We start from the raw sequence: 26,948 nt of genomic DNA, 5'->3' as shown, positions 1-26,948 counted from the left end.
CGGGCGTCGCAGATTTGCGGCGCTCAAATCTGTTCGACGGCAATCTCGTCCATGTTGTAAAAGGCAAGATACCCTTTGATACCGGCCACGGCCTCATGCGGGTTTTCATAGGACCAGACCGCGTTTTTCAACGTCCGGCTTTTGGTCACAACCGAATAATAGCTGGCGTCACCTTTGTGCGGGCAATGGCTTGTCTCGTCGCTGGCATCCAGAAAGGCCATGGCGATGTCACCGCGTGGGAAATAGATCACCGGCGGGTAGTCACCTTCGGTCAGCTCAAGCGCTTCGGTGGTTTCGCCCAAAACCGCACCGCCCGCGCGCACGGTCCACGTGCCGGACGCCCTGTTGATCTTAATGTGACTAGCCATGCAATTTCCCCCTCAAACACGCAGCGCCGCCCCTTAAAGCGGGGCAGTCGCGCTATCCAACCATAGTTTTGTAACAGGCGATACCCGTGGGCCGATCTTTTCAGCCACCTGCGCGTGATAGTCGTTGAGCCAGGACAGTGACGCTGCGTCCAACAGGCTGACATCAATCAACCGCCGGTCGATAGGCGCAAATGACAGGGTCTCCCAGTTCAGCATCGCGCGGTGATCATCGCCGCCGCTCAGAGCAGGGGCCTCGCGCACCACCAGCAGGTTTTCGATGCGAATGCCAAAGGCCCCTTCGCGGTAATACCCCGGTTCGTTGCTGAGAATCATGCCCGGTTGCAACGGCACCTGACTGACGCGGCTCAGCCGTTGCGGGCCCTCATGAACGCTAAGGTACGCGCCGACGCCATGCCCCAGACCGTGATCGAAATCCTGCCCTGCCAGCCACAGTGGCATGCGCCCGACCGCTTCGATGTGGCAACCTGCAAGCCCGACGGGCCAGCGCAGGCGGCTCATTGCGATCATACCGGCCAGCACGCGGGTAAAGGCCGCGCGGGCCTCGAGCGGTGGGGTGCCGATGGCCACGGTGCGGGTAATGTCCGTGGTGCCATCCAGATACTGTCCACCGGAATCCAACACGATCAGATGCCCGTCTTGCAGTTCGCTGTCGGTTTCTTCGGTGACGCGGTAATGCATGATTGCGCCGTTCGGGCCGGTGCCGGCGATGGTCTCGAAACTGATGTCTTGCAAGGCGTTGTCCTTGCGCCGCGCGGCCTCAAGCCGGCTGACCACCTGCGTTTCTGTAATCGTGCCGGCGGGTTGTTGATCGAGCCATGCCAGCAATTCACACAGGGCCGCCCCATCGCGCAAATGCGCCTGCGCAGATCCGTTGATTTCTGCAGCATTCTTGCAGGCCTTGGGCAGGGCGCAAGGATCGCTGCCCCAAACGGCCACATCGCCCAAGGTGTCGGCAACGATCACCGGAACCGATTGTTTGTCCAGCCGTACAGGGCCGCCTAGTGTTTGCAAAAGGTCCAGAAACTGTTCGGGCGCATGACAGCGGACGTCATCGCCCAAATGGGTGCGCAGGTCGTCGAGCTTGCTGAGGGCCATGAACAGATCAACCGTGGCGTCGTCATGCAACACAGCAAACCCGTGCGCCACGGGATTGCGCGCAATATCCGCCCCCCGGATGTTCAACAACCAGTTGTGACTGTCAGGCAGGGTAATGACGGCGGCTTTCTGGTGCGCCTCGCGCAGGCTTTGCGCCAGACGTTGGCGTTTTTCGACATGAGTTTCCCCTGCAAATTCAATCGGGTGCGCCTTGGCGGGAAACATCGGCGGGGCTGGCTGATCGACCCAAATCCGGTCCACAAGATTGACGCAGGGGCGCAGGATAATGCCGGTACCCTTCAGCGTGTCCTCGGCTTGCGCGATTTGCTCGGGCGTATGCAGCCACGCATCAAACCCGACAGTCCCGCCTGCGGGCAACTGTTCCTTTAACCAGTTGCCAAGCGAGACTTCCGGCCAGGGCACCGGCGTATAATCTGCTGCAACCTGCGCCTTGACCTGCGTGCGATAACGCCCGTCGATGAATACGCCGGCAATATCGTGCAGCACGCAACAAAAACCCGCCGATCCGGTGAACCCCGTCAACCACGCCAAGCGGTCGTCATGCGCAGCAACATATTCCCCCTGATGGGCATCGGCGCGCGGCACCAGAAAGCCGTCCAGCCCCTCGACCGTGAGTTCAGCGCGTAGCGCACGCAATCGGGGCGGCCCCTGTTCCGGCCTCGCAGTGACCTCGAAACTCTGGAACATCCGCCCCTCCTTCATCTTGCTTTTAAACTCAATTCCGCGCTTTTAACCGGCGCGGCGCATGCCCATGACGCGCGCCCGTGCTCTTGGATCACTGTCAAACAGCGCCGCCAGTTGCTCGGTCATGGCACCCGCCAGTTGATCGACATCGGTGATGGTCACCGCGCGGTCGTAATAGCGCGTCACATCATGGCCGATACCAATCGCGAGCAATTCAACGGCTTTGCGTTTCTCGACCATGGCAATGACATCACGCAGGTGTTTTTCCAGATAGTTGGCGGGGTTCACAGACAGCGTGCTGTCATCCACCGGTGCGCCGTCTGAAATCACCATCAGGATTTTACGCGCCTCGTGACGCGCCATCATCCGGCGGTGAGCCCATTCCAGAGCCTCACCGTCGATGTTTTCCTTCAGCAGGCCTTCTTTCATCATCAGACCCAGATTATCGCGGGTCCGACGCCACGGGGCATCGGCAGATTTATAGATGATGTGGCGCAGGTCGTTCAAACGGCCCGGTTGTACGGGGCGGCCATCGTTCAGCCATGCCTCGCGGGCTTGGCCGCCTTTCCACGCGCGTGTGGTAAAGCCAAGGATCTCTACCTTGACGTTACACCGTTCGAGCGTGCGCGCCAGAACGTCCGCGCAGATCGCGGCGATGGAAATCGGACGACCCCGCATCGAACCGGAGTTATCAAGCAGAAGCGTCACGCAGGTGTCGCGAAATTCGGTGTCTTTTTCTTGTTTGAAAGACAAGGGCGTTGTCGGGTTTGCCACCACACGCGCCAGACGGCCCGCATCCAGCGTACCTTCCTCCAGATCAAATTCCCAAGACCGGTTTTGCTGTGCCTGAAGGCGGCGTTGCAGCTTGTTGGCAAGGCGCGACACTGCGCCTTTCAACGGCTCCAACTGCTGATCGAGATAGGCGCGCAGGCGCTCCAGTTCGACAGCATCGGCCAGATCTTCGGCACCGATGACTTCGTCATGGCTGTCGAGATAGACCAGATAATTCGGGTCCGCGTCGGACACAGGTTGCGGGGCGGGGGGCTCCATCGGGGCGTCGCCCTCGGGCATTTCGGCCTCTTCACCCATTTCCTGATCAGCCATATCATCCATCGAAACCTGCGCTTCGGAACTGTCCTGCTGTTCTTCTTGGGACTGTTCGGCGCTGCCTTCGGCCTCGTCTTCGTCCTGATCATCCTGACCGGTGCTGTCCGGATCTTGTTCTTCTTCCGCGCCTTCTTCGGCTTCGTCCTCGTTGTCTTCGTCCAGCATGTCAGGGTCATCGCCCAGCTGGTCGGCATAGCCCAGATCGCTGATCATCTTGCGGGCGAATTTGGCGAATTCTGACTGGTCTTCCAGAATGTCGTTCAGGTTTTCCAATGTGCCGCCGGCCTGCTCTTCGATGAACGGGCGCCACAGCTCCATGGCATTTTCGGCGCCCGCAGGCAGGTCGCGTCCAGTGGCCAGATGGCGCACAAGGTATCCGGCAGCCGTGGCCAACGGGACATCGCTGGCCTGTTTGACCTGATCATACCCTTTGCGCAGGGCCTCGTGTTTGATTTTGACGTCGATGTTGCCCGCTGTGCCGGGCATGTCGCGCGCGCCCATCGCCTCGCAGCGGGCGGTTTCCATCGCCTCGTACAGATCTCGCGCCATTTCGCCTTGCGGGGCGTAACGCGCGTGGGTCTGGCCGTTGTGATAGCGCCGGTTCAGGGCAAGGGCGTCGGCTGTGCCCCGAGCGAGCAGGACTTCCTCGCGGGTCATACGGCGCGACACCTGCGGCAGGCGCATGGTTTCGCCGGAAAGCCCCGAGGGATCGACCGAATAGGTGACGCTGAGTTCGGGATCGTTCGCCATAACCTTGGACGCTTCGGCCAAGGCTTTTTTGAAGGCATCTGCGGGATTGTCGGTTGGTTTGCTCATGCGGATGTCCTTCGCCAAATTCCCTTATGGTTTCGCAGGTTTTGGCGGGGGGGTCAAAGGGGGGAAGCCGCGATTAATCCAAGAATTAGGGAACCTATTCACGGATGTACGCGTTGTTTTCCCGAACGCTCCAACGGTTGACAGCATCAGGTTGCAGCTTTGAGAGGGCAGAATTGAAGGAATATACAATGACACACTTTAAAAACGCCGCCACAATCGTAACCATCTCTTTGTTGTCCGCCGTGCCTGTTGCGGGTTTTGCGACCGAAACCGGTTCACCACAGCAGTCCGTTGAAGCGGACCCGAACGAGGAAGTTTCTTCTAAAAAGGTCACCGGTGAATCGATGGAAGACACAGCCAAAGCGGACCAAGGCGAAAACGCATATGACGACGCTGAAGTCGTTGAAGACGTGGACGGCTCGCTTGAAGAAGACGACGCAAAGTCCGACAGCTAAGCCGCAAGGCCAAGCGTAAAAAAAGCCCCGTTCGCGATGCGAGCGGGGCTTTTTCTATTCGAAATAGGGAAGAGCGTGCTTAGCCTAGGCTGACGCTCGCCGCAGATTCCGGCAATTCCTCGTCAAACAGACGCTGATAGAATTCTGCAACGGTCTGGCGCTCCAGCTCGTCACATTTGTTCAGGAAGGACAGGCGGAAGGCATAGCCGACATTGCGGAAGATTTCGGCGTTCTGGGCCCAAGCAATAACAGTACGTGGTGACATCACAGTGGAAAGTTCACCGTTCATAAACGCCGTGCGCGTCAGGTCCGCGACTGTGACCATCTGTTTGACAGTTTTGCGGCCCTCGGCAGTATTGTAATGCGGGTTCTTGGACAGAACGATCGCAGTTTCCGCGTCAATCGACAGATAGTTCAGCGTGGCGACCAGTGACCAGCGGTCCATCTGACCTTGGTTGATCTGCTGTGTCCCGTGATAGAGGCCGGTTGTGTCGCCCAAGCCCACTGTATTCGCGGTGGCGAAGATGCGGAAATGGGGGTGCGGTTCGATCACTTTGTTCTGGTCAAGAAGTGTCAGCTTGCCGTCGACTTCCAGCACACGCTGGATCACGAACATCACGTCCGCGCGGCCCGCATCATATTCATCGAATACAATCGCAGTCGGGTTGCGCAGGGCCCAAGGCAGAATGCCTTCCTGGAATTCAGTAACCTGCACGCCGTCTTTCAGTTTGATGGCATCCTTACCAATCAGGTCGATCCGGCTGATGTGGCTGTCAAGGTTAACGCGCACACAAGGCCAGTTCAAACGGCTTGCCACCTGTTCGATGTGGGTCGATTTACCGGTGCCGTGATAGCCCTGAACCATAACGCGGCGGTTGTGGCCAAAACCGGCAAGGATCGCCAGTGTCGTGTCGGGATCGAACTTATAGGTGCTGTCCAGCTCTGGCACGCGGTCGGTGCGGTCGGCAAAGCCTTTGACAACCATGTCCGTATCAATGCCAAAAACGTCACGGACGCTGATGTCTTTGTTTGGTTTCGCGTCGAGATCCAGCGTGCCGTCGGCCATGAGGTCGTCCTTTCATCGGTTCTCCCGCGGGGGGAGATTTGTTCGGGCAATTGGTGCAACATATCGGGGATAGCCGCAAGGGTTGGCCTAAGGGTTTATTCCCCGTTCAGGCCAGTTTGTTTTATGAACGTCACGACATAGCCGCCTGTGCACAGCCGCAGGCCGCTTTGACGGGGCGATCCGCGCGGGCATCCGCCAGATCCAAGCGCAGTTTAAGATGGGCGGTTTCCGCTGTTTTCCCTTGCGCCACCAGACAGTCGTATAGCCCGCGCAAAGCCCAGACGTTATCGGGATGCTGGCAGGCGCGGGGCAATCCGGCGGCAAGGCCGAGGTCTTGACGAAACACCTCTTCGGCTTGATCGAAATGGCCCTGTTCAGACAACAATGCGCCAAGCGCATGGCGGGTGGGCTGCATCCAGCCCCAAGGTTCGTCGTAGGGCAGGGCATCATCCAGCGCGACCGCATCGCGCAGGCGTTTGAAGGCGATTTCATACTCACCCTTACGATAGGCAAGTTCCCCGTCCAGCATGGCGGTGGCGATTTCAAGCAGGTCGATGGCGCGCACATTGTGCAACAGGCGGGTGTCTGGCACGCGGGCCTTCGCGGCAGTGAAAACCGCGTGCTGCGCTTCGGCTTCGGGAACGCGACCAAGGGCGGACAGGGCCAGCGCCTTGGCGTATTCGATCATCGCGACCTTGGTGCAGCGGGTTTCAACGTCTGCGGGCAGGGGCAGTTTCAGGATGTCTTCCCACATGCCAAAACGGATCAGCACATGGGGTTCCATACTAAGATAGGCCTCAAAGAAATCGGCCATCGGCGGCGATTTGATGTCCAGCAGCGCATCTGGCGTGGTGGCGTCCATGCCGCGCACGGCACGCATCGCGGGTTCATATTGCCCCAAGAACAAGGCACCGTAGATCACGAAATGATAGTTGTGTTGCCGGTAACCGGTGTAGATGTTGAATGCGCCCTCGGCTTCGTAATACTTCAGGTCTGCCTCAATCGCCTTTTCGTTCCAGCGCACGACGTTTTCATAATGGCCACAAAGCACATCAATATGGCTGGGCATGTGCACGATATGGCCCGCGTCAGGTACCAGCGTGCGCAGCACATCACTGGCCTTAAGCGCCTGTTCGGGGAAGGGCGACATTTCCATCAGATGCACATAGAGGTGCAGCACACCGGGATGGGCCATGCCGCCCGGCAAGGTCATCTGGCGTTCAAGAACCGCGCGCGCCTCAATCGTGGCGGCACCTTTGGCCACCGCACCGGTGGGCAGGTCCCACATGTTCCACGGTGTGAGGTTCATCAAAGCATCAACATGGATCGCGGCGATGTCGGCGTCATCGGGGAATTCGGCCTGAACCTCGCGCATTGCGTCGGCAAAGGCGTGATCCCACGGGGCCATATCGTCAACGGGCGTGCGTTGCGGATAACGGTGGATCAATGTGTTGATCAGGGCCTTTTCCGGCGGGCTCATATGCGCGATATGTACCAAGGCTTTGCGCGTGGCGCTATATGCCTCCGCCAGCGCATCGGCCAAGCCTTTGGAATCGTACAACTCCCACGGCATGTTGTAATTGGGACCGGCGGCATAGGCATGGCCCCAATAGGCCATGGCGCAAGTCGGATCCGCCTCTGCGGCGCGTTTGAAACAGGCAATCGCTTCTTTGTGGTTAAAGCCGTAAATCCAGTTCAATCCGCGATCAAACCACAGCTGCGCCTCGGCGCTTTTGGTGGTTATCTGGCGCGAATATGCGCCCAAATCATAAGGGTAGTCCATCCTGGCCTCCTTGCCCTGGCGCTCAGAGGCCAAGCGGTTAATCCTTGAAGCTGCGGCTGCCCTTGATTTGGTCCCATGCCCACATCACTTGCTGCAACTGGTCTTCTTGCGAACGGTCACCGCCGTTCATATCAGGGTGCAGCACCTTGATCAGCACCTTATAGGCTTTGCGGATTTCCGGCTTGGTCATGTTGTCCTTGACCTCCAGAATTTCGACCGCGCGGCGCTCGGTGGGGGGCAGGCGGCGGCCCGATTGCGCGCCTTTGCCGGGGTTCTGCGTGGCGTTCTTGCCCAGCACCTGATGCGGGTCCTCGATGCCCAATCGCGCCCATGCACGGGCCTCGGGATCGCCAAGAGGCTTCGTCTTGCGCTCCCAGACTTTATCCTCGGATTGTTGGGCGTTCAATTCGGCCTCCGTCGTGCCGTCAAAGAAGTTCCACTTGAGGTTATATTCGCGCACGTGCTGCTGGCAGAACCAGAAATAATCATCCAGCACGTCTGGCGCTTTGGGCGCGCGGAACTTGCCGGCTTCGTCACAACCGTCATGGTCGCAGATGCGCACCGATGTCTCGGACGCGCCGGACATGCCGCGCCGGCCACGCGGGTTCTTCTTTTTTGACGACGACACGGACATGTCGAAACCAAAGGGATCAGATTTGCTCATGTCTTGGACCTTTCCGACTCAGGCTGGTCAGTCTAGAGGCTGTGGGGCGATATTGAAGGGGGCAAAGCGAAAAAATATGTCGAAAACGCAAGAGATTGAAGCGCGGTTGCAAGCGGCACTGTCGCCGCGGGAGTTGGATGTGGTGGATGACAGTGAAAGTCATCGCGGACATGCAGGATTTCAAGAGGGCGGCGAGAGTCATTTCAATGTTCGTATTCGGGCAGAGGCGTTTAACGGGTTGTCCCGGATCGCCCGTCACCGTGCCGTACACGGGGCAATCGGGCCGGAACTGATGGGGCGTATTCATGCATTGGCACTTGATCTAGACGTTTAAGAGTGCCGTTTAACCATCTGTTTTAGAAGTCTTTCGCGAAGCGGCGAGTGTTTCAAGCGTCGAGCCGATGCCCTCGACATCTTTGGTGTCTTCGACGCCGTTGTCCCAGGCGGATGTCTTTTCGGCGGTGTCGGTTTTTTCGGATTCGGCTGCGTCGTTTTGCGCGTCCTTGGCTGTTTCACCCCCGGCATCGGCATCTGCGGGGGGCGTCTCTTTTTGCGCGACTTCCGCTTCACGGGCCGCGGCGTCGGACGGTGGGGGCAGCAGTTCGGGGGCAAATGCCTCCGTGTCGGTTTCGCGCAGGCGGCGGAATACCAACACATTGCGCCACTCGGTGGTGGTCGATGTCAGGCCCGCGCGTTCGATGCTGGGCAGCGTTTCAGCGCGCTGGTATTCCCAGCCATATCCCGCCAATCCATTCATCAATTCCTGCAGCGCATGGGAAAACCGCGCCTCGGCCCCTTTGACGCCTTTGGCTTTCAGGCCCTTTTGCGGGGCGGGCACAACTTTGTATTCAAAACGGGGCATGGGATGTCTCTGATTTGGGTCAAAGCGGTGTAGCCCATGGGATCGGGAAAGGGAACGGGCCACAGATGGAAAGCGCTCATTTCGGCGCGTGATTTCGCGGGCGGCTGCGCTAGTTCGCCTTGCGCGTCAGCGAGATTTTGCGGCCAATGCGCGCGGGGTCGATCGGGGTTGTTTGCGCGGCTTTATAGGCGGCCATTTTGTCCTGAATTGCCTGCGGCATCGGGGCAACTTTAGGCCCGGATTGATCAACATGCAGGGTCAACCCCTCGGCCGTGGCGGCAAGCCAGCCGTCCTTGTGGTAAAGCTCGCTATAGCTGTGAAACCGCTTTTCGTCGAAATCGACCAGATGGAAGGTGGCGTAAACCTCGTTGCCTTCGTGAAGTTCGCGCAGATAACAGACATGGAATTCAGCGACATATGTCGTGCAGCCGGTTGATTTTACATAGTCATAGCCAAACCCGATCTGCGGGTAGAGTTCATCAACACCTTGATCGAACAACACGTTGTAATACGCCATGTTGAGGTGACCGTTGAAATCAATCCATTCGGGTTTCACCGTCATCAGGCTGGAGCGGAAGGGTTGGGTCATCGGTTTGGCTTTCCGTAGGGCGGGATTGATCCCGCCTTTCTAATTTCGCGACACGTGGCGGGGTGAACTCCGCCTTACTTCAGCTTGGCCGCGACGATCTGGTTTACCGCTTTCGGGTTTGCCTTGCCGCCCGTGGCTTTCATCACCTGACCGACAAACCAGCCCGCCAGTTTCGGGTTGGCCTGCGCTTTCGCCACCTGATCGGGGTTAGCCGCAATGATCTCGTCCACCGCCGCTTCGATGGCACCGGTGTCGGTGACCTGCTTCATGCCCTCGGTTTCGACGATCTCTGCGGGGTTACGGCCTGTGGTATAACTGATTTCGAAAACGTCTTTGGCAATCTTGCCCGAAATGGCATCAGAGCTGATCAAATCAACGATTTCACCCAACTGCGCAGGGGTGACGGGGCTGTCGGAGATGTCCTTTTCGTCCTTCTTCAGACGGCCAAACAATTCGTTAATCACCCAGTTCGCGGCCATTTTGCCGTCGCGCCCCTGCGCCACAGCTTCGAAATATCCGGCGCTGTCCAGATCCGCCGTCAGAACCGATGCGTCATAATCCGACAGTCCGAAGTCGTTGATAAAGCGCGCTTTCTTGGCGTCGGGCAATTCGGGCAGATTGGCGGCGATATCGTCCACCCACGCCTGTTCAATCTCAAGCGGGAGAAGGTCGGGATCGGGGAAATACCGGTAATCATGCGCTTCTTCTTTCGAGCGCATGGAGCGGGTTTCCTGTTTGTCAGGGTCGAACAGGCGGGTTTCCTGCGTGACTTCACCGCCGGCCTCGACAATGGCGATCTGGCGCTTGGCTTCGACGTCAATGGCCTGCTGGATAAAGCGCATGGAGTTCATGTTCTTGATCTCGCACCGCGTTCCGAGGTGGGAAAAGTCCTGTGTTTCCTGATATTTCTCGTACTGGCCCACACGACAGATCGACACGTTCACATCCGCGCGCATCGCGCCGGACTGCATGTCGCCATTGCAAGTGCCGAGATAACGCAGAATCTGGCGCAATTTGGCAAGGTATGCGGCCGCTTCTTCGGGGCCACGAATGTCGGGGCGGCTGACGATTTCCATCAGGCAGACACCGGTACGGTTCAGGTCAACGAAAGACATGTTCGGGTCCATATCGTGAATGGATTTGCCCGCGTCCTGTTCCATGTGGATGCGTTCAACGCGCACCAGACGGGCGGTGCCATCGCCTAGTTCCACCAGCACTTCGCCTTCGCCGACGATGGGTTCGTAGAGTTGCGAAATCTGATAGCCTTGGGGCAAGTCGGGGTAGAAGTAGTTCTTGCGGTCAAAAGCGGATTTGAGATTGATTTCTGCCTTCAGGCCCAAGCCCGTGCGCACCGCCTGTTCGATGCAATATTCGTTGATGACAGGCAGCATACCCGGCATGGCAGCATCTACGAAGGCCACATTGCTGTTGGGTTCCGCGCCGAATTGCGTCGAGGCACCGGAAAAGAGTTTCGAGTTCGAAGAGACCTGCGCATGGACCTCCATACCGATGACAAGTTCCCAGTCGTGTTTTGCGCCTGCAATCACGCGGGGTTTCGGGGTGTCGTATGTCAGATCAAGCATGGGTGGCCTCGTGTGCGCTGGTGTTGTTCCGGTCTTAGGACAGGCGGCGGGGTGCTGCAAGAGCAGGGGCGCGATATCGCAAGGCGCGCAGGCGGGCATGAGGGGTTTTCAGGCGCTGTCGACGGTTTAAGGCGCGTCAAAGGCCGCCATCATGCTGTTACGCAGGCGGGCAACGTCATCATCCACAGGCGCGTCGAGATCGCAGATGAACGGGTCAAGCACTTCGATGTGGATGGTGCCGCTGGCAGGGACATGCGCACCGCGCGGCAAAAGACGGTCACTGTCGTGGATCACAATCGGGGTGATCGTACGGCCGGTCTGGCGCGCGACCAGCACGGCACCTGCTTTGAATTCCCCCAAGGACTGGGTTTTGGTGCGGGTGCCTTCGGGAAACAGCACCACAGAGCGGCGTGGCGGCATCGCGTGTACGGCCGCAGTCAGGGTTTCCATTGCGACAGATCCGCTGGCGCGTTCAATCGGTACCAGACCAGCCCCGTCGAAACCGGTGCGCAACAGCTTGCTTTTCCAGAACTCGCTTTTGGCGGCGAAGGTGAACCATTTTGCATCGGGTACCACATGCATCAGGGCAAACCCGTCCAGATGGCTGCGGTGGTTGATCACGATGATGCTGCCGGTATCGCTGGCCAGCGCGGCCCGATCTGCCACAGTCATGTCCGCGCGTATGCTAAGCAACCACAAAAGCCGCGAACAGGAGCGTTTGACCAGTCGCCAATACCAGCCGCGAAACCCTTTGCGCCCGGCGCAGAGCAGTGGAACAAACGCGATGATCAGGAAATAGAATGGCCCGAGCAGGACCAGAACCGTGCGTTTCAGCAGGCGGACGAGGAAGGGATCAATCGGGGTTGGCGCGTTGGGTCGGTTTTGCATGGCATCCACTAAATCGCTGCCCAAAGCGGGGCAACAGGGGGCCATGAACGTCGCAAAGGTCGTCCCACGGGCTGCGTCATGACTTGCGCGAAACCGGGATCAGCGGCGGGCGCTGGTATGTCTCTAATGTGTCAAATGACGTAGGACTGCAATATGAAACCTGACGCTAAGGCACGCGCTGCGTTTCGAAAGGTCAGGCTTCCATGGCGACGGGACCGGTTTCGGTAAAGACGATCCGCTTGCCCGAAGCAATTTCCGAGCTGAACAGCGACGAGATCAACCGCACCGCGTCATCGCGCCCCGAAGCGGCAAAGCGGCCCGGCGAGTGGATGCGCAGGTTGTTGTCAAAACCGCGCGCCGCATGGGCCCAGATCATCGGGTGCAGTTCGGTCAAATGTTCACGGACAATCCATTGTGAACACTCGGAAATCTGGGCGCGGATCAGGTCGGCCTGATCATTGCCCGAAAAGCTTTGGCCGATGGAGTTGGCACAATAGGCGGCCAGCAGATTGGCCGTGTAGGCGTCCGGTTTGCGGGTCAGAATATCGCGCAGACCTTCGATAAAGAAATCCAGATCAAGGTTGGCACAGGCCTGATCATCACAGGAAATCGCGTCAAACTGCACCCAGGTATAGCCACCGGCACCCCAGGTTTTTTCTGTGCGGGCCGCAGTGCGGCGGGCTTCCAACTCCAGCTCGGGGTATGAACCGTACCAGCGTGGCAACAGGTGGTTGCCCATCGCCCGCATCGGGCGGGGGTTCGCGGGGTTAAGGTCAATCAGCGCTTCGTAGCTGTCGGCGACCTGGCGTTTGTTCTTTTCGATGCCGCCCAAAAGCGCACAGCCGGTCGCGGCCAGCAAGGGCGAGTTCAGCGACTGCGGGCAGAACTCTGCCATGATGTCGGCGGCACGGTCGAAATGCGCGGTAAAGGCTGCGCGGTTGCGGGCGGGCACTTCGATGTCCCAGCCATTGCCGCGCCATGCCCAAGCGATATCCATATGCGCCTGCGCCACAATACAGGCCATCACATAACAATTGGGGTGGTCGACCAGCTCATGTTCCAGCGCTTCGATACCGGCAAGGATGGGTGCGCCCTTCGGCGGTTTGCCGTCCATCAGCACATGTTCGGCCGCGTGCACCACATCCGCACGTGCCCCGAAGGACAGCAAATCGGCAATTGGCATGGTGCCGGGGGTCATGTGACGGCGGGCATCCGCGATCTTGATCGCTTCGATCAGATCGGACCAGCGTTCCTGACGCACCAGAAACTGGGCGGAGGCGAGATGTTTGTCGCGAAATGAATCTTCGGCAGTGGGATCAGGGCAAGGGATGTGCAGCACTTCTTCAACAGGCACGGGCATCACTGTGCGCGGAACGCGCCGCTTGATCGCCGTTGGCGGCACAGGGGTGACTGGCGCCGGAACCTCTTTCGGGCTCAGGATACCGGCCAGAGGGGGCATGTGCTTTTGAAAGAAGGCGCTGAGAGGTCTCATCAAATGTGATCCAGTAACACGTTTTCGTTGCGTTCAAACTGCTGGACCATTGGGGCGTAACCGTGGCGGGGGTGCGATTAATTCGCGGTTATTGTCCCGCTAATATGGGGATTTTGGGGCAGGTGCCGGGGGAATGAATGCGCGGATTGTCCAGTGAATGGCGACGATTCGCTTGACTAAGGGCGCTTTGTTGCGACGTTTTTGCGCCAAAAGCCCGTGTGCTTGCCATTGGCGGGATTTGCTTTGCATAGTGGCGCGATGAAAAATCTGGGCTTTGTTCTAACACTTGCGCTTCTGGGAGGGGGTGCCCCGGTGGCCGGCGAACCTGCGGTGCGTCCGCAAGCCCGTGTTGCCGCCGAACCTATGCGCCCTGTTGCGGCGTCGCTGGCGGCCCCTGCGGGACAGACAAGCACAGACGCGCAACAAAACGGCGGGTCACAAGGGGCTGCATCCAACGGCATATCCAACAGCTTTCAGACGGATTTACGCCCGCCCGCGCGCAGAGGGCAGATCCCGCGCACCCGTTGGCAACATATGGGCGGTCATCAGCTTTGGACCCGCGCGGCCCTGTCCGCGTTAAAAGAGCACGGCAAGCCGCTGGTCGATCTGGTGCCCGCCGACATCGAAAACTGGTGCCCGAAATACCCGCAGGCAAGCGAAGCGGAACGCCGCGCATTCTGGGTCGGGTTCATGTCGGCGCTGGCCAAGCACGAAAGCACCTACAAACCCTGGGCTGTGGGGGGGGGCGGGCTGTGGTACGGTCTGTTGCAAATCCTGCCGGCCACGGCGCGGGGGTATAAATGCAATGTCGGCAGCGGTGCAGCGCTTAAGAACGGGGCGGCAAACCTGAGCTGTGCGGTGCGTATTATGGCGCATACAGTGCCGCGTGACGGTGTGATCCACGGTTATAAGAACCGTAAGGGCCAAGGCGTCACAGCGGATTGGGGGCCGATGCATTCAGCACCTAAACGACGCGATATGGCGAATTGGCTCAAGCGGCAGAACTATTGCAAGCCGGTCAATGCCACGCGGCCACGGTCGCGACCCTGAGTTACTGAAACAGCTGGAAGTGAAAGCGTTTGGTTGCAAGGCCGCGCGCATGCAGGGCTTGCTCAAAAGCCTCATGGGGCGGTGTTGCCTCGAACGGGAGCCGTAGTTTCGCGCCGGTTTTCAGCACAAGGGTCGCCCGCACAGAGAAATCGAGCCGCGTATCGAGGCGCACGTGGTCGATTTCATCAAAGGCGACGGCACCCCTCCGCTTACCGCTGAACCACAGGATATTGCCGTCTTCCAGCGTCAAACCACTGAGCGGATTTGTGTAGTGGTCCCACATGGCGGGCAGGGTGCACAGCCCGACCAATGCGACCAGCCAAGGGGCCATATCAAGCAGCGCCCAAGCGCTGACGGTCGCGGTCCAGATGGCAAGCACAACCACGGCAGTGGTGGGGCTGCGGCCTTGACGGGTGTAAGTATAGGCAGCGCTCACCGTCCGCCAGTGACGTTCAGGGTTGATCCGGTGATGTAGGATGCCTCGTCCGACAGCAGGAACAGCACCGCTTTGGCGACTTCTTCGGCTGATCCGGTGCGCGCCATCGGCACCATATGCGCCAACCGTGCGGCGCGGTCGGGGTCGCCGCCCTTGGCGTGGATTTCTGTGTCGATCAGCCCCGGTGCCACGGCCATCACGCGGATGCCCTTTGCTGCGACTTCGTCTGACAGTCCTTTGGTGAAGATGTCCATGGCGGCCTTGGAAGAGGCGTAATCAACATATTGGTTGGCCGAGCCAAGGCGGGCAGCGGCGGAGGTGATGTTGACGATAACCCCTTTCCCTGCCGCTTCCATCCGCACAACAGCGCCCTGTGCGACCTCGACAGCGCCGATCACATTGACGTCGAACATCTGGCGCAGGCGGGCATGGGACATTTGGGTAACGCGTGCGGCCTGATCGACAATGCCTGCGTTATTGACCAGCGCATCAAGGCGGCCGAATTGCGCGTCGACGGTTGCATACATTGCCTCGATCGCGGCGGGGTCGGCCACATCGCATTGAATGACATGCGTTTTCGCACCGGCTTCACCGGCTGCGGCGGCGACAGCCTTGGCTCCGGCGGGATCGGAGTTGTAGGTGAGCGCCACGTCATAGCCGCGCTGGGCGGCAAGCACGGCACAGGCGGCACCAATGCCCGCAGAGGCACCGGTGATCAGGCAAACGGGTCTGGCCATCCTTACGCTCCTTTAATGCGGGTCAGCATTTCGGTGGTGTCACGGCTAAGGTTCGGCGTGGCGAGGATGCGGGTGATCTCGGCCAGCATTTTGGCCTGCCGGTCACTGTCATAGCGTTTCCACGTCTGGAAGGCAGAGCACATACGTGCCGTGGTTTGCGGGTTCAGCGGATCAAGGGTGATCAGCCAGTCGGCAAGCAGCGTGTAGGCGTCACCGGAAGCGTGGTGAAAGCCCGCGTGATGCATCACAAGCGCGCCGAAGACTGCGCGGAAACGGTTGGGGTTGGTGTGGGTAAAGGCGGGGTGTTCGGTCAGACGGCGCGCCGTGGCGGCGGCGTCCTCGGGCTTCGCCTTGGAGACCTGAAGACCGAACCACTTGTCCATCACCAGGCGGTCATCCTGCCATTGCTTTTCAAAAGCTTGCAGCTTTTCATCGCCTTTGCCCGCACCTACGAGCAGGGCCAGCGCCACAAGCTGTTGGTTCATATTGTCGGCGCTGTCATATTGTACAGCCGCCTGTGCACCGTCATCACGCCGCGTGATCATCGCCAGCATGGCATTGCCAAGCACGCGCTGCCCTGCCTGATCGGCGTTCGGCTGATAGGCTTCGGTTACGGTATTGGCCGCATAGATGTCGGCGGCGACGTCAGCAAAGGCGTCGGCGCGCGCTTCGGCCATCGCCTCGCGTGCGGAATAGATCGCCGCGGGGTCGGGCGTGGTGCCAGCCTCATGCAGGACGGTGGCAAGTTCTGCTTCTGACGGCATGTCCAGCATCAGCGCACGGGTCGCGGGATCAAGCGTGGTGTCGGTGGCGACCTTGTGAATGCCCGCAAGATAGGCAGATTCGGGGTCTGCGCCTTCTGTAATCATGGCAAGCAGTGATTTGCGCGCCAGCATGCGCCCCTGTTCCCAACGGTTGAAGGGATCGGTGTCATGGGCCAGCAGATGGGCGCGGTCCGCATCGCTTAAGTCATGGGTCAGCACCACAGGTGCGGAAAAGCCGCGCAAAATGGACGGAACGGGTTCATCTTCCAGCCCTGTGAAACGGAAACTTTGGGTGGCTTTGGTCATTTCCAGCACGCGGGTTTCCAGCGCCTCGGTCCCGTCAGGATAGATCAGGCCAACAGCAATCGGGATCACCTGCGGCTGCGGATCAGGTGTCGCCGCGCTGGGCGGCGTGTGTTGCGTAAAGGTCAGGGTCAGCGTGTCCAGCTCGAAGCTATGTTCGACCGACAGGCGCGGGGTGCCCGCCTGTGAGTACCAGCGCTTGAACTGTGCAAGGTCGCGGCCGGTGCTGTCCTCGAACACCTTCAGCCAGTCCTCGATGGTTGCTGCATCGCCATCATGGCGTGTGAAATAGAGGTCGAGTGCTTTGTAGTAGGCTTCGTCCCCGACAAGGGTTTTCAGCATCCCGATGACCTCGGCACCCTTTTCGTAGACCGTTGCAGTATAGAAGTTGTTGATTTCCTGAAAGCTCTCGGGCCGGACAGGGTGGGCCAGCGGGCCTTGGTCCTCGGCAAACTGGCGACCGCGCAGGTCGATGACATCAGAGATACGTTTGACGGGGGCCGAGCGCATATCGGAGGTGAACTGGCTGTCGCGGTAAACGGTCAGCCCTTCCTTGAGGCACAGCTGGAACCAGTCGCGGCAGGTGATGCGGTTGCCGGTCCAGTTGTGGAAATACTCGTGCGCGATGATTGCTTCGATCCGTTCAAAGTTCAGATCGGTGGATGTTTCCGGCGATGCAAGAACGGCAGAGGAGTTGAAAATATTCAGGCCCTTGTTTTCCATTGCGCCCATGTTGAAATCGTCTACGGCGACGATGTTGAACAGATCCAGATCGTATTCACGGCCATAGACGTCTTCGTCCCATTTCATCGAAGCCTTGAGCGCCTGCATGCCAAAGGCGCATTTGCCTTCGTCACCGGGACGCACATAAAGGTTCAGATCGACGTGGCGGCCAGACATGGTGGTGAAGCTGTCGGAATGGGCAACCAGATCACCCGCGACCAATGCGAAAAGATACGCAGGTTTGGGCCATGGATCATGCCATTTGGCGAGATGGTTTTCAGTGACGACCGGATTGCCATTTGAAAGCAACACAGGATGCGGGCCCTCAACCGTTACGGTAAAGACGCTCATGACATCAGGACGGTCAGGGTAGAATGTGATCTTGCGAAACCCTTCGGCCTCACATTGAGTGCAATACATGCCGTTTGACATATATAGCCCCTCAAGGGCGGTGTTGTTCGCGGGGTCGATTTCGACCTCGGATTCCCAAGTGAACGGTCCGCCCGGCACCGCACAGGTCAACCCTTCGCTCGTCAAGTCAGGTACTACCGCCGTGCCGTCAATCTGCGCCGAGATCAGTTTGATCTGTTCGCCGTGCAGGAACATGGTTTTCTGGGTCTCGCCGGTAAAAGCCGGATTTGGCGCGAAACGGATCACGCTGCGCACGCGGGTCGTATGCGGGTCGAGGGTAAAGTGCAAATCGACGCTGTCGACGGTCCACGGATAGGGCGTGTAATCGGACAGGAAAATGGTCTTGGGGGCAGCGTCGCGCATGGGGGACCTCAATAAACTTGGGAACGATTGGTTCACGCGCAAGTTAGTCATTCAACAGCCGACCCTCAACGGGTCAATTGAAGCAATGCAAAAGGAGATGACTATGTCAGCCCCCGACACAAATATCGAAAAGCAGGAAGAGAACCACAAGGCGTCATTGTTCGGTGTAAAAGGTGCAATCGGATTTGGTGCGTTGATGCTGGTCCTTGTGATCGGTTTCACGATGGCCAATTCTGACGATCCCGACGGCGATCTTGGCCTGAACCCTGAAAACGGCGCTGCAGCAGAGACTGCGGTCACCGGCACGGCATCTGACTAAGGCAGGTGTCGCGCAGGCGAAGCGCTGAAACAGCGAGATGACGTATTCGGGCTGCATGGGGGAACCTATGCGGCCTTTGGTGTGGCTGCAGGGACGGTGCAGGGCGATATGCCAAAGATGCAGAAGAAAGTCGATTTACCGCAGAAAACCTGCCTGACTTGCGGGCGGCCGTTTACGTGGCGGCGCAAATGGGCAGGGGTTTGGGATGCGGTTAAATACTGCTCGCAGAGATGTAAAAAGTCTCGCCCGAAATCGCCATCTTAGCTTTGGTAAGATTATTTTACCGCACCGCCTTGTGCGAGGTTCCCTTAGGCCTTATGAGTTTCCGAAAGGAAACACGCGGCAGGAGGAACGGCGATGCAACGGATTGAAAAGCAGGGATTGCAAGTAGACGCGGCATTGGTGTCGTTTGTGGAAAATCAGGCATTGCCGGACACGGGTGTGTCGGCGGATGCTTTTTGGTCCGGTTTTTCAGCGCTGGTGCATGATTTGGGGCCAAAGAACCGCGCTTTGTTAGAGAAACGTACGCAAATCCAAGGTCAGATTGACGATTGGCACAAGGCGCGCGCCGGCCAGCCCCATGATGCAGAAACCTATACCGCTTTCCTGCGCGACATCGGTTATCTGGTGCCCGAAGGCCCTGATTTTGCGATTGAAACAACAGGCGTCGATCCTGAAATTGCCGCTGTACCGGGGCCGCAACTGGTGGTGCCAATCACCAATGCCCGTTTTGCGTTGAACGCGGCGAACGCCCGTTGGGGCAGTCTTTATGATGCATATTACGGCACAGATGCGCTGGGCGATCTGCCTGCGGGCGGTGGATACGATACTGCGCGGGGCGCACGTGTGGTCGCGGCGGCCAAGGCGTTTCTGGACGAGGCTGTGCCGTTGGCATCAGGCAGCCATGCCGATCTGACCGGCTACCGCGTAATGGATGGCGCGGTGCACGGGGTCGCGGGCGATGGTACCGTGACGCTGGCCGATAGTGCACAGCTTGCGGGATATGACGGGGCGGCAGACGCGCCGACTGCCATCGTGTTCAAAAAGAACGGATTGCACATCATTGTGCAGATCGACGCCAGCCACGCGATTGGCAAGGATGATCCGGCGCATGTTTCCGATGTCGTACTTGAATCCGCCCTTTCGACGATTATGGATTGCGAAGACAGCGTCGCGGCGGTGGACGCCGAGGACAAGGTTGTCGCCTATACCAACTGGCTGGGCCTGATGAAGGGGGACCTGTCGGAGACTTTTGAAAAAGGCGGTCAAAGCCTGACGCGGGTGATGAACCCTGACCGTGAGTATACGGCAGCGGATGGCAGCAAGCTGACGTTGAAGGGCCGTGCGTTGATGTTGATCCGCAATGTCGGACATTTGATGACCAATCCTGCGGTGCTGGACCGAGACGGTGCGGAAGTGGGCGAGGGGTTGATGGATGCGATGATCACGGCGCTGATTGCCATGCATGATCTCGCGCGGGATGGTGGCAATTCAATTGCCGGTTCGGTCTATGTTGTGAAACCCAAGATGCACGGCCCCGAAGAGGTCGCCTTTGCCGATGAGATTTTCACACGGGTGGAAACTGCGCTGGGCTTGTCGGCGAATACGGTCAAAATGGGCATCATGGACGAGGAGCGCCGCACGTCGGTGAACCTCAAGGAATGTATCCGCGCTGCGAAGTCGCGGGTCGCCTTCATCAACACAGGGTTTCTGGACCGCACGGGCGATGAAATCCACACCTCGATGGAAGCGGGGCCAATGGTGCCCAAAGGCGACATGAAGAATGCGGCATGGATTGCATCTTACGAGGATCGTAACGTGGACATCGGGCTGGCCTGTGGCTTGCAAGGGCGGGCACAGATCGGCAAGGGCATGTGGGCCATGCCCGACCGCATGGCGGATATGATGGTTGCCAAAATCGGTCATCCGCAGTCGGGCGCGAATTGTGCCTGGGTGCCATCGCCCACGGCGGCGACCCTGCATGCGATGCACTATCATAAAGTCGATGTGCTGGCGCGTCAGGACGCGCTGAAAGCAGGCGGGCCGCGGGGCACGCTGGAGGATCTGTTGACGATTCCGGTCCTGTCGGGCCGCAACCTGTCCGAGGATGAAATCACCCGCGAGATCGAAAACAACGCGCAAGGCATCCTTGGCTATGTCGTGCGCTGGGTGGATCAGGGGGTGGGCTGTTCCAAGGTGCCCGACATCAACGATGTGGGCCTGATGGAAGACCGCGCCACCTGCCGGATCTCGGCGCAAGGGCTGGCCAACTGGCTGCATCACGGCGTCGTAAATGCCGATCAGGTGACGGCTGCGTTGCACAAAATGGCGCAGGTGGTTGACCGCCAGAACGCCGGCGATCCGCTGTATACACCGATGGCACCGTCCTTTGACGGCATCGCGTTTCAGGCGGCCTGCGATCTGGTGTTCAAGGGACGTGTGCAGCCCTCGGGCTACACCGAACCTGTGTTGCATGCGCGCCGGCTGGAGTTGAAGGCGGCGGGTTGAACCGGCGAATACCGGTGCGCTTTGGCACGGACCAACACCCAAAATATCGAAAGCTAAAGAGGTAACGAAGTTGGCAATTTCATTGCGCAAAGCGCGTACGATCATTCGCAAATCATTGGAAAAGGGCCGCGATATGGGGCTGAAACCCCTGTCTGTTGTGGTGCTGGACGCGGGCGGCCATGTGCAGGCGTTCGAACGCGAAACCGGCGCGGCACCGGGCCGGTTTGCGATTGCCCATGGCAAAGCGTACGGCGCGGTGATGCTGGGCATGGCGGGCACGGCGCAGATGAAACGGGCCGAGGATCAGGCCTATTTCATGGCAGCGGTGAACGGCGTGTACGGGGGACAGGTCATCCCCGTGCCGGGCGGCGTGCTGTTGCGCGACAAAAAGGGCGCGGTGATTGGCGCGGTTGGCGTGACCGGCGACACTTCTGACAACGACGCTGTTGCGGCGATGGCGGGGATCGACGCCGCCGGTTTGATTGGCGAAATCTGATCCATTGCCGGATAATTGCGCACTGCCGTCCCGTGTGGGCGGTGGTGACGCAGCGGCCGCCCGAGTTCGCTTGAGAGATTGCCCGCGCTGTCCTATATAGGGGCAAACGTAGGCAAAATTTGGTGACTTATGGCCCGACCCGTTGTTGGTATTATCGGCAATTCCTATCTTTTGAATGACCAGTATCCGGTGCACGCAGGCGGGCAGATGAATTCGGATGCGATTGCGGAAGTCTCCGGTTGTATGCCGTTGATCATCCCGTCGGACCCGCGCCACGTGAGCGTCGAGGAACTTTTGGCCACTTGTGACGGGTTCCTGTTCACCGGCGGGCGTCCCAATGTACATCCCGAAGAATACGGCGAGGCGGAGACGCTGGCGCATGGTGATTTTGATCGGGCCCGCGATGCGATTGCCCTGCCGCTGATCCGCGCGTGTGTGGACCGCGGACAGCCGTTTTTCGGTGTCTGCCGCGGCTTTCAGGAGGTGAACGTGGCGATGGGCGGTTCGCTGTATCCTGAAATTCGTGAATTGCCCGGACGGATGAACCACCGGATGCCGCCGGACGGCACGATCGAGGAAAAATTCGAACTGCGCCACGATGTAACCTTTACCGAAGGCGGTGTGTTTCACGGGCTGATGGGCAGTGTGAAGGTGCGGACCAACACGCTGCACGGGCAGGGGATCAAGGACGCGGGCGCGCGGATTGTGATTGACGGCTACGCCGACGATGGCACGCCCGAGGCGATCTATGTGCAAGGTGCGACAGGTTTCACTTTGGCGGTGCAATGGCATCCGGAGTGGAACGCGGATGCGGATCCTGTGTCACATGCGCTGTTTTCCGGCTTTGGCGATGCGGTGCGCGACTGGGCTGCACGGGGCGATGTGCCGACACTCAAGGCCGTGTAAACGCGCATCGGCCACCCTGCATTTGCGGCCACGGCTATAGCGTTGCGTCCACCACATGCGGTGCGACAGGTTTCTCGACTGCACTTTTAGAGGTGTGGCCCGTGGCGGTCGCGGTGTCCTGACGAAAGTGGTCTTTTGAGCGCTTGTTCCCGTCACGCAAATCACGGTGAAGCGACGTATGTGCCCAATCCTGCGGGCGTGCGCAAAGCCCCGCGTGAACGGGACTAAGGTGGATTAAATCCCGATGGCGCGCGAAATCGCCCGCGTCACGGATCGCATGTTCCCAATATCGCCGTTGCCAGATGCCCTTTTCGCCCCGCTTGATCTGGGCAAGGCTGCGGTGCGCAGGCATCGGACAGGCGCGCGAAAACCGCGATTTCAGCAGGGCGATGCGGCTGGCATAAGCGTCATCCTGCGCCGGCAGCGTCCACAACATATGCAATGTTGCGGGCAGTACTGCGATGGCGTCGATGTGAAACGGGTAGCGCTGCAGCGTTTCGCGCATCGCGCAACGCAACAAATCGATCTTGCGCAACAGCAGATCGTCCTGCCGGTCGGCAAGTCGCAGCGTGAAGAAATAGGTGGCACCGGTGGTGCCTTGGCGGACATGAGAGGACATGCAGAAGGCTAGGCTTGGCATGGTTAATTTTGCGTAAATACCTCGGCGGCGGGGGGGCAGACATTGTAGAACTGTCGGCTGCTTGCGGCCCTTAACCGGGCCCATCTTTCATCTTATGCGGTGGGGCGGTTCTTTAGGCTGGCGTCTGCTTTCGCGTGGCGCGGTATTTCACGGCGGTGATTCCCTGCGCTGCGTTCCTTTTTGGGGATGCTTTATTGCGTCATTTGCGCAACCACAGAAATAAAATTGCGCCACGGATTTGCCGTTAGCACGCATAATTCGCCACGCCCGCGGCAAAACTTCGCAGCGTTAAATACCTTTTGGCCTTGCCACGCTTGTAGGCGCGGCCTCATCGCGCTATTTGCTGCGGGTGCAAAAATGTGGCCCGGAGGGTGCGCCAAAGGGTGCGATTGCCAGCCGCGACCAAACATGGGGGAAGACTGAGTGAAGATCGGAACGCCGAAGGAAATTTTTCAGGGAGAGAACCGCGTCGCGATGACGCCGGATTCTGCGCTACAGCTGCAGAAACTGGGACATGAATGTCTGGTCGAGACAGGCGCGGGCGCCGCGGCCGGTTTTGCCGATGCGGATTATACGGCCGCAGGCGTTGAGGTGGTAAAAACCGCCGCCGCTTTGTGGAAGGCCGCCGATGTGGTCGCCAAGGTGCGCGCACCCGATACTGCCGAAATGAAACGTCTGCGCGATGGCCAGACGCTGATCTCGTTCTTCAGCCCCGTGGCCGATGAAGCAAACATGAAAAAGGCGGCCGATAAGGGTGCTACCGTGGTTGCGATGGAAATGATCCCGCGTATTTCACGGGCGCAAAAGATGGACGCGCTGTCCTCGATGGCAAACATCGCCGGTTATCGTGCGGTGATCGAGGCAGGTAACAACTTTGGTCGTTTCTTTACCGGTCAGATCACGGCGGCGGGCAAGGTGCCCCCGGCGAAGGTTCTGATTGTCGGTGCCGGTGTGGCCGGATTGGCCGCCATCGGCACGTCGACCTCGCTTGGCGCGATTACCTATGCGTTTGACGTGCGCCCCGAAGTGGCGGAGCAGGTTGAATCAATGGGCGCCGAGTTTGTTTACCTCGATTTCGAGGAAGAACAGCAGGACGGTGCGGCGACTGGCGGTTACGCTTCTGTGTCGTCGCCGGAATTCCGCGAAGCGCAGCTGGCCAAGTTCCGCGAGATGGCCCCCGAGGTGGACATCGTCATTACGACGGCCTTGATCCCCAACCGCGAAGCGCCTGAAATCTGGACCGCCGACATGGTTGCGGCGATGAAGCCGGGGTCGGTGATCGTCGATCTGGCGGCAGAAAAGGGCGGCAACTGTAAACAGACCGTCATGGACGAAAAGATCGTGACCGAGAATGGCGTCACCATCATCGGCTACACGGATTTCCCCAGCCGGATGGCGACGCAAGCCTCGACGCTTTATGCGACCAACATCCGCCATCTGATGACCGACCTCACGCCGGAAAAAGACGGTGTGATCAACCACAACATGGAAGATGACGTCATCCGTGGTGCGACAATTGCGCATGGCAAAGAGGTCACTTTCCCACCCCCCCCACCAAAGGTGGCAGCAATTGCAGCACAGGCGAAAAAGCCCGCGCCCAAGGAGCTGACGCGCGAAGAGAAAGCGGCCAACGAGATCGCAGCTTTCAAGCAGCAGACCAAAAATCAGGTCACGCTGCTGGCTGTGGGCGGTGCCCTGCTGTTGGCCGTGGGTCTTGTTGCACCGGCCAGCTTCATGCAGCACTTTATCGTGTTCGTTCTGGCGGTGTTCGTCGGCTTTCAGGTCATCTGGGGCGTGGCGCACAGCCTGCACACACCGCTCATGGCTGTGACCAACGCCATTTCTTCGATCATCATTCTGGGAGCGCTGATGCAGATCGGATCCAGCTCCTTCCTTGTGATCTTACTTGCTGCCCTGTCGGTCTTTATGTGTGGGATCAACATATTCGGTGGCTTCCTCGTGACACGGCGTATGCTCGCCATGTTCCAGAAATCTTAAGGGGCTGATGTAATGGATTTCGGTTTTACAACAGCAGCTTATGTGGTTGCAGCAATCTTGTTCATCCTGTCGTTGGGTGGGCTTTCGGGTCAGGAAAGCGCGAAACGCGCGGTCTGGTATGGCATTGTCGGTATGGCACTGGCCGTCGCGGCAACGCTGATCGGGCCGGGGTCGGGATACTGGCTGTTGTCGCTGGCCCTGATCGCGGGCGGCGGTGCCATCGGTTATCAGCTGGCAACACGGGTACAGATGACGCAGATGCCCGAACTTGTGGCGGCGATGCACAGCCTTGTGGGTCTGGCCGCGGTTTTTGTCGGGTTTATCGCGCATTTCGAAATTGGCCGTGTGGCAGACTATGTTGCTGGGGGCGGTGATGTTTACGCGCTTGGCACCTTTGCAGGGCTGATCGCCAAGAAAACAGCCGTAGAGATCAACATCCTGCGGGTTGAAGTCTTTCTTGGCATCTTCATCGGCGCGGTGACCTTTACCGGTTCCGTGATTGCCTATGGCAAATTGGCCGGCAAGGTGGATTCAGCTGCCAAGAAGCTGCCCGGTGGGCATGTCTTGAACGCAGGTGCGGCGGGCCTCTCGCTGCTCTGCCTGATCTGGTATTTCAACACCGGTGGGTTCTTCCCACTGTTCGTGATGACGCTGGCGGCCCTGTTCATCGGGTATCACCTGATCACCGGTATTGGTGGCGCGGACATGCCCGTGGTTGTGTCGATGCTGAACAGCTATTCCGGCTGGGCCGCGGCGGCGATTGGTTTCAGCCTTGGCAACGATTTGTTGATCGTGGTGGGGGCGCTGGTCGGTTCCTCCGGTGCGATCCTGTCCTACATCATGTGTAAGGCGATGAACCGGTCGTTTGTATCTGTGATCCTGGGCGGCTTTGGTGGCCCAGCGGGCGAACAGATGGCTGTCGAGGGTGAGCAGATCGCGATTGAAGCGGACGGTGTTGCCACGGCTTTGAACGAAGCTGACTCAGTGATCATCATTCCGGGCTACGGCATGGCGGTTGCGCAGGCGCAGGGCGCAGTAAGCGAACTGGTCAAGAAGCTGCGGGCACAGGGCAAGAACGTGCGTTTCGCCATTCACCCTGTTGCGGGGCGTTTGCCGGGGCACATGAACGTGCTGCTGGCCGAGGCCAAGGTGCCCTATGACATCGTAATGGAGATGGACGAGATCAACGATGATTTCCCGGACACGGACGTCGCGATTGTCATCGGCTCCAACGACATCGTGAACCCAGCGGCGCAGGATGATCCGAACAGCCCGATTGCCGGCATGCCGGTTTTGGAATGCTGGAAGGCCAAGACTGTTTTCGTATCCAAACGCGGGCAGGGGACAGGCTACTCCGGTATCGAAAACCCGCTGTTCTTTAAGGACAATACGCGGATGTTCTATGGCGATGCGAAGGCGTCTTTGGACAAGCTTTTGCCGATGATCGATTAATCGTTTTCTTACAAAGAAAACGGCCGGAAACTTTGAAAGTTTCCGATGCTTGATTGAAACGCCCTGCCAGAAATGGTGGGGCGTTTTGTTGTGCTGGAGCGGTATGTTTAGCGGCGTTACTCAAGAGAGATGAACTGTACCGGCGACGGGAACCAGTGGCGCAATTTTTGGTCGTTGTGCTCCGCAAAAATTAGGGAAGCATCGCGCAAGATACAGTTTCTAACTGGCGCGGGGGCAGCCTTTGGTGAGCGTAGATGTATACCATTGTATCCCGTTAACGCATTGAAAATTATAAATAATTGAAATTTTCGTGCTGGCGTTCTATGACGTTGGGAAAGCTTGTGCAGG

The 26,948-nt window shown here is 58.9% G+C and carries 25 protein-coding genes; 10 read left to right on the top strand and 15 right to left on the bottom strand.

Annotated elements, in window-relative coordinates:
- Positions 1-23: 23 nt before the first annotated feature.
- Genes Z947_RS0115205 through cobT form a run of 3 tightly spaced genes read right to left on the bottom strand, consistent with a single transcriptional unit; the run spans position 24 to position 4,112 of the window.
- Entirely contained in the window at positions 24-368 is a 345-nt protein-coding gene (locus Z947_RS0115205; RefSeq protein WP_025045146.1) for a DUF427 domain-containing protein, read from the bottom strand.
- A gap of 33 nt (positions 369-401) precedes the next feature.
- Positions 402-2,192: an aminopeptidase P family protein gene (locus tag Z947_RS0115200; protein ID WP_025045145.1), complete on the bottom strand. Its 1,791-nt coding sequence runs from the start codon at positions 2,190-2,192 to the stop codon at positions 402-404.
- A 42-nt stretch (positions 2,193-2,234) separates the two neighbouring features.
- Positions 2,235-4,112, bottom strand: coding sequence for a cobaltochelatase subunit CobT (cobT, locus tag Z947_RS0115195; protein ID WP_025045144.1), 1,878 nt, complete (start codon positions 4,110-4,112; stop codon positions 2,235-2,237).
- Between the two features lie 188 nt (positions 4,113-4,300).
- On the opposite strand from cobT, the gene Z947_RS0115185 reads away from it, so the two are divergent.
- The gene (locus Z947_RS0115185; protein ID WP_025045143.1) at positions 4,301-4,567 is read left to right on the top strand and encodes a hypothetical protein; all 267 of its coding nucleotides are present in this window, start codon (positions 4,301-4,303) and stop codon (positions 4,565-4,567) included.
- Positions 4,568-4,646: 79 nt separating this feature from the next.
- Here the strand turns inward: Z947_RS0115185 and cobS are convergent, their stop codons facing one another.
- From cobS to Z947_RS0115170, 3 genes are all read right to left on the bottom strand, one after another.
- Positions 4,647-5,633: a cobaltochelatase subunit CobS gene (gene cobS / locus Z947_RS0115180; RefSeq protein ID WP_025045142.1), complete on the bottom strand. Its 987-nt coding sequence runs from the start codon at positions 5,631-5,633 to the stop codon at positions 4,647-4,649.
- A gap of 130 nt (positions 5,634-5,763) precedes the next feature.
- Positions 5,764-7,416: a tetratricopeptide repeat protein gene (locus Z947_RS0115175; protein ID WP_025045141.1), complete on the bottom strand. Its 1,653-nt coding sequence runs from the start codon at positions 7,414-7,416 to the stop codon at positions 5,764-5,766.
- A gap of 37 nt (positions 7,417-7,453) precedes the next feature.
- Positions 7,454-8,080, bottom strand: coding sequence for a DnaJ domain-containing protein (locus Z947_RS0115170; RefSeq protein WP_025045140.1), 627 nt, complete (start codon positions 8,078-8,080; stop codon positions 7,454-7,456).
- A gap of 76 nt (positions 8,081-8,156) precedes the next feature.
- Between Z947_RS0115170 and Z947_RS0115165 the strand changes: the two genes are divergently transcribed.
- A complete protein-coding gene (locus Z947_RS0115165; RefSeq protein ID WP_025045139.1) occupies positions 8,157-8,414 on the top strand; it encodes a BolA family protein in 258 nt (85 codons plus the stop codon).
- A gap of 9 nt (positions 8,415-8,423) precedes the next feature.
- Here the strand turns inward: Z947_RS0115165 and Z947_RS21920 are convergent, their stop codons facing one another.
- From Z947_RS21920 to Z947_RS0115140, 5 genes are all read right to left on the bottom strand, one after another.
- Complete coding sequence (locus Z947_RS21920) at positions 8,424-8,942, bottom strand: hypothetical protein (RefSeq protein ID WP_025045138.1); 519 nt, start codon at positions 8,940-8,942, stop codon at positions 8,424-8,426.
- A 109-nt stretch (positions 8,943-9,051) separates the two neighbouring features.
- A complete protein-coding gene (locus Z947_RS0115155; protein ID WP_025045137.1) occupies positions 9,052-9,531 on the bottom strand; it encodes a thioesterase family protein in 480 nt (159 codons plus the stop codon).
- Positions 9,532-9,605: 74 nt separating this feature from the next.
- Complete coding sequence (gene gatB / locus Z947_RS0115150) at positions 9,606-11,114, bottom strand: Asp-tRNA(Asn)/Glu-tRNA(Gln) amidotransferase subunit GatB (protein ID WP_025045136.1); 1,509 nt, start codon at positions 11,112-11,114, stop codon at positions 9,606-9,608.
- A gap of 126 nt (positions 11,115-11,240) precedes the next feature.
- Positions 11,241-12,002: a lysophospholipid acyltransferase family protein gene (locus tag Z947_RS21575; protein ID WP_025045135.1), complete on the bottom strand. Its 762-nt coding sequence runs from the start codon at positions 12,000-12,002 to the stop codon at positions 11,241-11,243.
- Between the two features lie 193 nt (positions 12,003-12,195).
- Positions 12,196-13,494 carry a hypothetical protein gene (locus Z947_RS0115140; RefSeq protein ID WP_211100865.1) on the bottom strand — a complete coding sequence of 433 codons (1,299 nt, stop codon included), beginning with the start codon at positions 13,492-13,494 and terminating at the stop codon, positions 12,196-12,198.
- Between the two features lie 312 nt (positions 13,495-13,806).
- On the opposite strand from Z947_RS0115140, the gene Z947_RS0115135 reads away from it, so the two are divergent.
- Positions 13,807-14,544, top strand: a complete 738-nt coding sequence (locus Z947_RS0115135; protein WP_240477538.1) for a transglycosylase SLT domain-containing protein — start codon at positions 13,807-13,809, stop codon at positions 14,542-14,544.
- A 1-nt stretch (position 14,545) separates the two neighbouring features.
- On the opposite strand, the gene Z947_RS0115130 is transcribed toward Z947_RS0115135, so the two are convergent.
- From Z947_RS0115130 to pepN, 3 genes are read right to left on the bottom strand one after another with little or no spacing between them, the layout of a single operon-like run.
- Positions 14,546-14,980, bottom strand: coding sequence for a hypothetical protein (locus Z947_RS0115130; RefSeq protein ID WP_025045132.1), 435 nt, complete (start codon positions 14,978-14,980; stop codon positions 14,546-14,548).
- Entirely contained in the window at positions 14,977-15,717 is a 741-nt protein-coding gene (locus Z947_RS0115125; RefSeq protein WP_025045131.1) for an SDR family oxidoreductase, read from the bottom strand. The genes Z947_RS0115130 and Z947_RS0115125 overlap by 4 nt, the downstream gene beginning before the upstream one ends.
- A 2-nt stretch (positions 15,718-15,719) precedes the next feature.
- Complete coding sequence (gene pepN / locus Z947_RS0115120) at positions 15,720-18,281, bottom strand: aminopeptidase N (protein ID WP_025045130.1); 2,562 nt, start codon at positions 18,279-18,281, stop codon at positions 15,720-15,722.
- A gap of 103 nt (positions 18,282-18,384) precedes the next feature.
- Here pepN and Z947_RS0115115 point away from each other — a divergent pair, with 103 nt between their 5' ends.
- The 5 genes from Z947_RS0115115 to Z947_RS0115100 all read left to right on the top strand — a co-directional run bounded on the left by Z947_RS0115115 (position 18,385) and on the right by Z947_RS0115100 (position 22,510).
- Positions 18,385-18,600 carry a hypothetical protein gene (locus tag Z947_RS0115115; protein WP_138058611.1) on the top strand — a complete coding sequence of 72 codons (216 nt, stop codon included), beginning with the start codon at positions 18,385-18,387 and terminating at the stop codon, positions 18,598-18,600.
- Positions 18,601-18,708: 108 nt separating this feature from the next.
- Complete coding sequence (locus Z947_RS22550; RefSeq protein WP_081781159.1) at positions 18,709-18,864, top strand: DUF2256 domain-containing protein; 156 nt, start codon at positions 18,709-18,711, stop codon at positions 18,862-18,864.
- A 93-nt stretch (positions 18,865-18,957) separates the two neighbouring features.
- Entirely contained in the window at positions 18,958-21,108 is a 2,151-nt protein-coding gene (locus Z947_RS0115110; protein WP_025045128.1) for a malate synthase G, read from the top strand.
- Between the two features lie 70 nt (positions 21,109-21,178).
- Positions 21,179-21,604 carry a GlcG/HbpS family heme-binding protein gene (locus tag Z947_RS0115105; protein WP_025045127.1) on the top strand — a complete coding sequence of 142 codons (426 nt, stop codon included), beginning with the start codon at positions 21,179-21,181 and terminating at the stop codon, positions 21,602-21,604.
- A gap of 129 nt (positions 21,605-21,733) precedes the next feature.
- Positions 21,734-22,510 (top strand): gamma-glutamyl-gamma-aminobutyrate hydrolase family protein, encoded by a 777-nt coding sequence (locus Z947_RS0115100; protein ID WP_025045126.1) that lies wholly within the window; start codon positions 21,734-21,736, stop codon positions 22,508-22,510.
- Between the two features lie 34 nt (positions 22,511-22,544).
- Here the strand turns inward: Z947_RS0115100 and Z947_RS21155 are convergent, their stop codons facing one another.
- Entirely contained in the window at positions 22,545-23,129 is a 585-nt protein-coding gene (locus tag Z947_RS21155; RefSeq protein ID WP_025045125.1) for an REP-associated tyrosine transposase, read from the bottom strand.
- Between the two features lie 444 nt (positions 23,130-23,573).
- Here Z947_RS21155 and Z947_RS0115090 point away from each other — a divergent pair, with 444 nt between their 5' ends.
- Complete coding sequence (locus tag Z947_RS0115090; protein ID WP_025045124.1) at positions 23,574-25,148, top strand: Re/Si-specific NAD(P)(+) transhydrogenase subunit alpha; 1,575 nt, start codon at positions 23,574-23,576, stop codon at positions 25,146-25,148.
- Positions 25,149-25,160: 12 nt separating this feature from the next.
- A complete protein-coding gene (locus tag Z947_RS0115085; protein WP_025045123.1) occupies positions 25,161-26,600 on the top strand; it encodes an NAD(P)(+) transhydrogenase (Re/Si-specific) subunit beta in 1,440 nt (479 codons plus the stop codon).
- The last annotated feature ends 348 nt before the right edge of the window (positions 26,601-26,948 follow it).

This window comes from Sulfitobacter geojensis (assembly GCF_000622325.1).
Lineage (GTDB): Bacteria > Pseudomonadota > Alphaproteobacteria > Rhodobacterales > Rhodobacteraceae > Sulfitobacter > Sulfitobacter geojensis.
The sequence above is the reverse complement of the archived record's forward strand: the minus strand, read 5'-3'. Positions and strand labels throughout refer to the sequence as shown.